Origin of the sequence: Aeromonas popoffii (assembly GCF_000820025.1) — a bacterium.
GTDB lineage: Bacteria > Pseudomonadota > Gammaproteobacteria > Enterobacterales > Aeromonadaceae > Aeromonas > Aeromonas popoffii.
In genome coordinates this window covers 43266-50354 of record NZ_CDBI01000088.1, presented here as the reverse complement: position 1 = coordinate 50354, position 7089 = coordinate 43266, and the positions used below count along the sequence as shown (strand labels likewise).

Here is a 7089-nt window from a genome sequence, read left to right as displayed (position 1 = left end):
GGCATGATGCCTCCCTCTTTTTTTATTGGGTACCAGTCAGGGCAAAGGTTTCAACCCTATTGAGGCGTTCACCCTGGCACCGTTCCCGCCATGCGAACCTTGATAGACAGATGATGGCAACGCCATTACCTGCTGTGATCAGCCGATAACGACACCGTTACCGGCTCTTTTCCGTCAGCTCCTCATCTATCCAGTATTTGGATCCCGAGATGTTGGCATCGAGCAGCAAGCCCTTCTCGCCGATCTGGTAGATGGCCATGCCACCGTTGTATTTGGCGGTCAGCTCGGCGCTCTCTTTGCCTGCCACCACGCCCACTTCCGAGGTGGCTTCCCAGCCCTGGGTCACGAAGGCATCGAATCTGGCCTTGTCTTCAAACAGGATCACCTGCTGATAGAACTTACCCCCGATCCCGGCCGCGAGCCCCGCGCCAAACATCTTCATATAGGTGTATTCGCCACTGTTACGATTGACCGCGACGCCAGCCCCCTGGTTGGTATGGAGCATCAGGGAGAATTTGCGCGAATCGAACACCGCATAGCCATAGGCCTTGTCAAACAACAACTTGGCTGAGGGCTGCTCGTTGAACAGTCGCACCAGCGCAGTATCGGCCATGGTATTGAGCGCCACCCTTGCCTCTTGCGCCGTCTTGGGATTCAACATCTCGTCAAGCTTCTTGTCAGCGACCTTCAGCCACTCCTTGCCGGTCGCTATGCTCTTGTCGGTCCAGACTCCGGCAGTATTGAACGCCTCCTCCCCCCAGGCCGAGATGGAGGCCCAGCTCTTCTTGGAGAAGTCACTGACATCCTGCCACACCTCCTTGCCTGTTTCGCTCACCGCGGTACCAAGATCGGAGGCGGCAGCCTTCAGCTTCGCCCAATCGGCCAGACCGGGGGTCGACGCCAGTGCCAGCGTCGTTGCAATCACCAGGAATCGAATTTTCATGCTGTTATCTACCCTCTGTGATGAGTCGATAGTCACAGTAGCAGATTTGGATGACGCCGGATAAGGCGGTGCTCACGGCGCGGTCAACGAGTGACGCGGCCCTGGCTGCTGCACCTGTGCACGAGGGCGCCAGGCGCCCTCGTGGTCATTATCATGTCTGCGCTACGCCTGAGCGCGGGTACTACTTGAGGCGCTTGCCACTTTCATCCACCACCTGCTCGCCATCCTCCTTGGCGAAGGCCCCTTGTTGCCGGGAGGGCAGAATATCGAGCACCACTTCCGACGGACGGCACAATTTGGTGCCAAGGGGCGTCACGACGATGGGACGGTTGATAAGGATCGGATGGACCAGCATGGCATCGATAAGCGATTCATCGCTGACGCGATCTTCCGCCAGCCCGAGCGCCTCGTAGGGGGGCACGTTCTTGCGCAGCAGCTCGCGCACCGGCATGCCCATGGCGGCGATCAGCGTCACCAGCTGCTCGCGGGAGGGGGGCGTCTCCAGATAGTGGATAACCGTGGGCTCCACGCCGCTGTTGCGAATGAGCTCCAGGGTGTTGCGAGAGGTGCCACATTCCGGGTTGTGATAGATGGTGATTGCACTCATTTGCGTGTCTCTCATTAATCAAGTGAATAGAAAATGGATAGCATCAGTTAGCGGCCATCAGTTAACGGCTCAGCCCCGCCTCGTACCAGGGTTTGCTGGCGTTGACGACGCGCACCACCAGCAGCATGACAGGCACCTCGATCAGCACGCCGACCACGGTGGCGAGCGCGGCGCCAGAGTGAAAGCCGAACAGGCTGATGGCGGCGGCCACCGCCAGCTCGAAGAAGTTGGAGGCACCGATCAGGGCAGAGGGGCCGGCAACCGAGTGCTTCTCCCCCACCTTGCGGTTGAGCCAGTAAGCCAATCCCGAGTTGAACAGCACCTGGATCAGGATCGGTACCGCCAACAGAGCGATAACCAGCGGCTGCTCTATGATGGCGTTGCCCTGAAAGGCGAACAGCAGCACCAGGGTGAGCAAAAGGGCCGCCACCGACCAGGGTTGGATACGGGTCATGACACCATCGAAACTGGCCTGCCCCTTTCGCAGCAACGCCTTGCGCAGCAGCTGGGCAATGATGACCGGAATGACGATATAGAGCACCACAGAGGTAAGCAGGGTATCCCATGGCACGACTATGCTGGAGACCCCGAGCAGCAGCGCCACCAGCGGCGCGAAAGCAAACACCATGATGAGGTCGTTCACCGCCACCTGCGACAGGGTGAAGTAAGGATCGCCGTTGGTGAGGCGACTCCAGACAAACACCATGGCGGTGCAAGGGGCCGCCGCCAGCAGGATCAGCCCCGCCACGTAGCTGTCAAGCTGATCCGCCGGCAGCCAGTCGGCAAACAGCACGCGGATAAAAAGCCAGCCGAGGAAGGCCATGGAGAAGGGCTTGACCAGCCAGTTGATAAAGAGGGTGACGCCAATTCCCTTCATATGGCCCTTCACCTGATGCAGGGCGCCAAAGTCGATCTTGAGCAGCATGGGGATGATCATCACCCAGATAAGCAGCCCCACCGGCAAGTTGACCTTGGCGAGCTCCATGGCACCGATCGCCTTGAACAGATCCGGCAACCCCTGCCCGAGGCCAATCCCCACCACAATGCAGAGGGCGACCCAGGCGGTCAGATAACGTTCAAAAAAGCCGATGGCAGGCACTGCCTTGGCATCACATATTGCAGACATCACAGCTCCCGATGCGGCGCAATCCCGCATCTCCAATTTGTTCAACAAAGGTTCAAAACAAGGTTAAAAAAAGGTTAAAAACACGGATTCATAACAAGTTAACGGCATAGCCAAGCCGCCCCGACAGCGGGCCGGGGCGGCAATTCATGGTGCTGGCAGAGGCGGCGCAGCGCGTCCGGCCCCACCGGCTCCTCGGCGAGCAGCGGCACCACGGCGTAGCGGCTGGCATGCTGCTGCTCGACCGCCTCGATATGGGGCAACTGACGCTCGGCCCGCAGTTGCAGCAACGGCGAGCTGACCGCAGCTTGCTGCAAGCTGTGGTTGATAAGCCAGCCCCAGGGCTCGATGCCGGCGCGGCGCAGATCGGCCTGCAGAGTTGCCGCCTCCTGCACTGGCGTGGGCTCGGGCAGGGTAACGATCAGCACCTTGGTCTGCTTGGGGTCCTGCAACTGCATCATGGGCGTGGTGAAGTGCATCCCCTTGCCGCCCATCTGACGAGCTATCTCCCTGTGGTAGGCGCCGGTGGCGTCGAGCAGCAGCAGGGTGTGGCCGGTGGGGGCGGTATCCATCACCACGAAGCGCTTGCCCGCCTCGCGGATGATGCGCGAGAAGGCCTGAAACACGGCGATCTCCTCGGTGCAGGGGGAGCGTAAGTCCTCCTCCAGCAGTGCCCGCCCCTGCTCGTCCAGCGCGGCCCCCTTGGTAGCCAGCACCTGGGCGCGGTAACGCCCGGTCTCGGCGTGGGGGTCGATGCGGCTCACCTCAAGATGGGACAAGGCGCCTGCCAGAGTCTCGCTCAGGTGCGCGGCAGGATCCGAGGTGGTGAGGTGCACCGGCAGGCCGCGGCTGGCCAGCTCCACCGCCACGGCGGCCGCCAGCGTGGTCTTGCCCACCCCGCCCTTGCCCATCAGCATGATAAGGCCGTGGCCATCGGCGGCCAGCTCGTCCACCAGCGACCCCAGCGACCCCAGCTCAGGCTGCTCATGCTGGATACAGGATGATGCAACAGGGGATAGCTCGGCCATCGCCGCTGGTTGCAGCAGTTGGCGCAGGCTCTCGACCCCCACCAGATTGGTAGCCAGCAACGGGATATGATCCTGCGCCAGCCCCTTGATCCCCTGCGGCATCTGGGCAAGGGCCTGTTGCTCACGCTGCCAGAGGGCCAAGGCGAGCGAGTCACCGGCAATGGCGTCCTCGGGAAAGAGGCCATTGATCACCAACTGCTGGTTTAACAAACCGATGGCGGCCAGCTCCTCGTGAGTGCGGGCCACTTCGCGCAGGGTTGAGTGTTGGGCGCGGGCCACCAAAACCAGTCGGGTCTGTTTCCCGTCTGCCAATGCGGCAACCGCCTCGGCATACTGGCTGCGCTGCTTAGCCAGCCCCGCCAGCGGACCAAGGCAGGAGGCATCCCCCTTGCCCTGCTCGAGAAATTCGCTCCAGGCCCCCGGCAGTTGCAGCAACCGGATGGTGTGGCCGGTGGGGGCGGTATCGAACACGATATGATCATATTCCGAGCGCAGCCCCTGGTCAGTGAGCAGGGCGGTGAACTCGTCAAAGGCGGCAATTTCAGTGGTGCAAGCGCCGGAGAGCTGCTCTTCTATGCTGCGCACCACGCTCTCGGGCAACTTGCCCCGCACCGGCCCGACGATCCGCTCCCGATAAGCCTTGGCCGCCGCAGGGGGATCTATCTCCAGCGCCGACAAGCCGGGCACAGCGGCGATGGCGGTGACGCGATTGCCAATCTCGGTGGCAAACACCTGCCCCACGTTGGAGGCGGGATCGGTACTCACCAGCAGCACCCGCTTGCCGGCATCACAGAGGGCCACCGCACTGGCGCAGGCCAGCGAGGTCTTGCCCACCCCGCCCTTGCCGGTGAAAAAGAAAAAGGGGGGCGGATCGGTCAGAAACTGAAACATGACGAACTCCTGTCGACAGAGTGGCTAGCCCGGCTGGGGGATCTGGGTTGACTCAGAGGATCAGCAGCAACCGCTGCCGGAGCAGCAATCACCCTTGACGATCCCCTTGATCGCCGCCTGCGGCACGGGCAGACCCCCATAGCGGGCCAGCTCGCGGCGGCTCGGATAACGGCCGGTCAACACCACCTGCCCCTCTACCAGCACCAGCGGCAATCCCTCCTCCCCGGCATGAGTCAGAAAGGCGCTAACGGCCGGGGTCTCGGCAAACTGCATGGGTTGCTGGGCCAGATTGAAGCGCTCGATGGCAACCCCCTGCTCCTTGGCCCAAGCCACGTCGGCGGCAAAGGTGACCAATGCCTGATCGACCTCGGTGCCGCAGACACCGCTGGAGCAGCAGAGAGCGGGATCAAAAACCTGAATGGCTGACATGGCATTACTCCTTGTTGCAGCAGGGCTGCGCAGGCAGAACATGGGGGGAACAGGTGGACTCGGCGCGCATCACGCCGCACGCCTCGGGGTGACCGGCGCAGCACTCCTCGGTGAGATAACCGATCAGATCCAGCATCAGGGGAATGTTGGCGCGGTAGCGCAAAAAACGCCCCTCTTGCACCACCGACAACAGGCCGGCATTGAGCATGGCCTTGAGGTGAAACGAGAGGGTATTGGGGGCGATATTGAGCTCGCTGGCCAGTTCGCCTGCGACCCGCCCATCCAGCCCCGCCTTGACCAGCAACCGCCACACATCCAGCCGAATGCCGGAGGCGAGCGATTCAAACACCTTGGTGGCCGTCTCTTTGTTCATGCTGTTCACCTTCGCTCTCAGATTCATAATTTCAACTATACAAGAAACATTGAAATGATCAAGTTACAAGCCTGGATCGACGGATGAACTCCCCCTTTCACCATGCCTCCTGACATCAGGGGATACGCTGGCGCTGTTTGTGCTTCTCGTTCAGATCCACCGATCATGTACCCGAGTCACATCTTCCCTTAACTTGCCATATGCCAATCAGGATCCCCCATGCCCAGACCCCAAATTGCCCGCCAGTTCGGTGGCCACCCCGCCCACAACGGCTTCAAACCCAATGGCCGCTCCATGCACCAGCTGGAACAGGTAACCCTGACCGCCGACGAGTTTGAGGCGCTGCAGTTGGTGGATCTGGAAGGCATGCAGCAACAGGGCGCCGGGGTAATGAACATCTCCCGTCAGACCCAGGCCAACATACTGAAAAAAGCTCGCTACTGTGTGGACTGTCTGAGCCAGGGCAAGGAGGAAAGCCCACGTCACAGCTGCTACTGATCCCCTGCCCAGGCAGGTGAGGAGTGCCGTGACCGGCATGGCTTGCGGATAGGGCGGATAACAGGCTTGAGCGAGGGGGGGCGCAATGGCCACATTCTATTGGGTGGCGAGATCCTGATACTGCTGATGGATGACGCGAAACGCCTCCTTGTTGCGAAGCGCCGCCTCGACACAGGCGGGATCGAACTGGCTGCCGGCATGCGCCTCCAGATAGGCAAACGCCGTCTCGAACGGCCAGGGCTGCTTGTAGGGGCGCTCGCTGGTCAGCGCATCGAACACATCGGCCACCGTCACGATGCGCGCCTCCAGCGGGATGGCCTCCCCCGCCAGCCCTTGCGGATAGCCCGTGCCATCAAAGCGCTCGTGATGGCTGGCGATGATATTGGTCAGCATATCGGTGTGGTGAATGCCATCGAGGCCAAACTCGTTGATCATCAGGCTGATCATCTCCCGCCCCTTGCCGGGGTGAGTCTTCATGATCTCGAACTCTTCCGGCGTCAGCTGGCCCGGCTTGAGCAGGATGGCGTCCGGCACCGCAATCTTGCCGATGTCATGCAGCCCGGAGAAGAGATAGATAAACTCCACCTCCTCGTCGCTCAGGCCGCAGGTGGGGGCCAACGTCTTGGCGATCAGCCGGGAGTAGGCCGACATCCGGTGCAGATGGTTGGCGGTCTCCTCATCCCGATAGCGGCTGAACTCCCGCGCCGTAATCAGCGCACCGCCAAGGGTCTGAATGGAGAAAAATTCCACCGCCATGATGGCCGACAGCACCTGGGCATAGGCTGACAGCTCGCTGCGAATGGGCTCGTTGAAGTAACCCGGCTCCATCGCATCGCAAAACAGAAAGCCAAACAGCCTGCTGTTAAACAGCAGCGGCTCGGTATAGCTGGAGGCATACCCCGCTTCCAGCAGTTTGCGGCTGTGCTCCGAGCTCGAGCCCAGCAGAGAGTCAAGGCTGTCGAGTACCCTGGGTTGCTGATGTTCGGCCAGATAGCGCAGAGAGGGCACCTCGCTCAACTTGACCTCGTACTGCATCAGGGGGGATCTCCCCTCGGTGCTGTGGGCAAAGGTCTTGAGCCGATCCGTGTGCTGGTCATAGATAGCGATGGCCACCCGGCTCACCTTGTCAAAACGTTGCCTGAGCGTGGCGTGCACATTCTGCATTCTCTCGCCAAATGAGCTATCCATCCCGTTCTC

At 61.2% G+C, this 7089-nt stretch carries 8 protein-coding genes; 1 reads left to right on the top strand and 7 read right to left on the bottom strand.

The genetic code is table 11. From position 1 onward, the window contains the following. Positions 1–157 precede the first annotated feature (157 nt). The 6 genes from befA to BN1129_RS18825 form a co-directional block, all read right to left on the bottom strand. Positions 158–943 carry a beta cell expansion factor BefA gene (befA, locus tag BN1129_RS18850; protein WP_042038624.1) on the bottom strand — a complete coding sequence of 262 codons (786 nt, stop codon included), beginning with the start codon at positions 941–943 and terminating at the stop codon, positions 158–160. A gap of 181 nt (positions 944–1124) precedes the next feature. Further along, positions 1125–1550, bottom strand: coding sequence for a glutaredoxin-dependent arsenate reductase (arsC, locus tag BN1129_RS18845; RefSeq protein ID WP_042038623.1), 426 nt, complete (start codon positions 1548–1550; stop codon positions 1125–1127). A 61-nt stretch (positions 1551–1611) separates the two neighbouring features. Continuing rightward, entirely contained in the window at positions 1612–2676 is a 1065-nt protein-coding gene (gene arsB / locus BN1129_RS18840; protein WP_042038622.1) for an ACR3 family arsenite efflux transporter, read from the bottom strand. Positions 2677–2774: 98 nt separating this feature from the next. Next, entirely contained in the window at positions 2775–4592 is a 1818-nt protein-coding gene (gene arsA, locus BN1129_RS18835) for an arsenical pump-driving ATPase (protein ID WP_042038621.1), read from the bottom strand. 60 nt (positions 4593–4652) lie between these two features. Continuing rightward, positions 4653–5021, bottom strand: coding sequence for an arsenite efflux transporter metallochaperone ArsD (arsD, locus tag BN1129_RS18830; protein WP_042038620.1), 369 nt, complete (start codon positions 5019–5021; stop codon positions 4653–4655). A gap of 4 nt (positions 5022–5025) precedes the next feature. After that, on the bottom strand, positions 5026–5394 hold the full coding sequence (locus BN1129_RS18825) for an ArsR/SmtB family transcription factor (protein WP_042038619.1): 369 nt from the start codon (positions 5392–5394) through the stop codon (positions 5026–5028). Between the two features lie 219 nt (positions 5395–5613). Between BN1129_RS18825 and BN1129_RS18820 the strand changes: the two genes are divergently transcribed. After that, complete coding sequence (locus tag BN1129_RS18820; protein ID WP_042038618.1) at positions 5614–5892, top strand: DUF134 domain-containing protein; 279 nt, start codon at positions 5614–5616, stop codon at positions 5890–5892. 96 nt (positions 5893–5988) lie between these two features. Here BN1129_RS18820 and BN1129_RS18815 read toward each other — a convergent pair whose 3' ends face one another. Beyond that, entirely contained in the window at positions 5989–7080 is a 1092-nt protein-coding gene (locus BN1129_RS18815; RefSeq protein WP_042038617.1) for an HD domain-containing phosphohydrolase, read from the bottom strand. Positions 7081–7089: the final 9 nt, after the last annotated feature.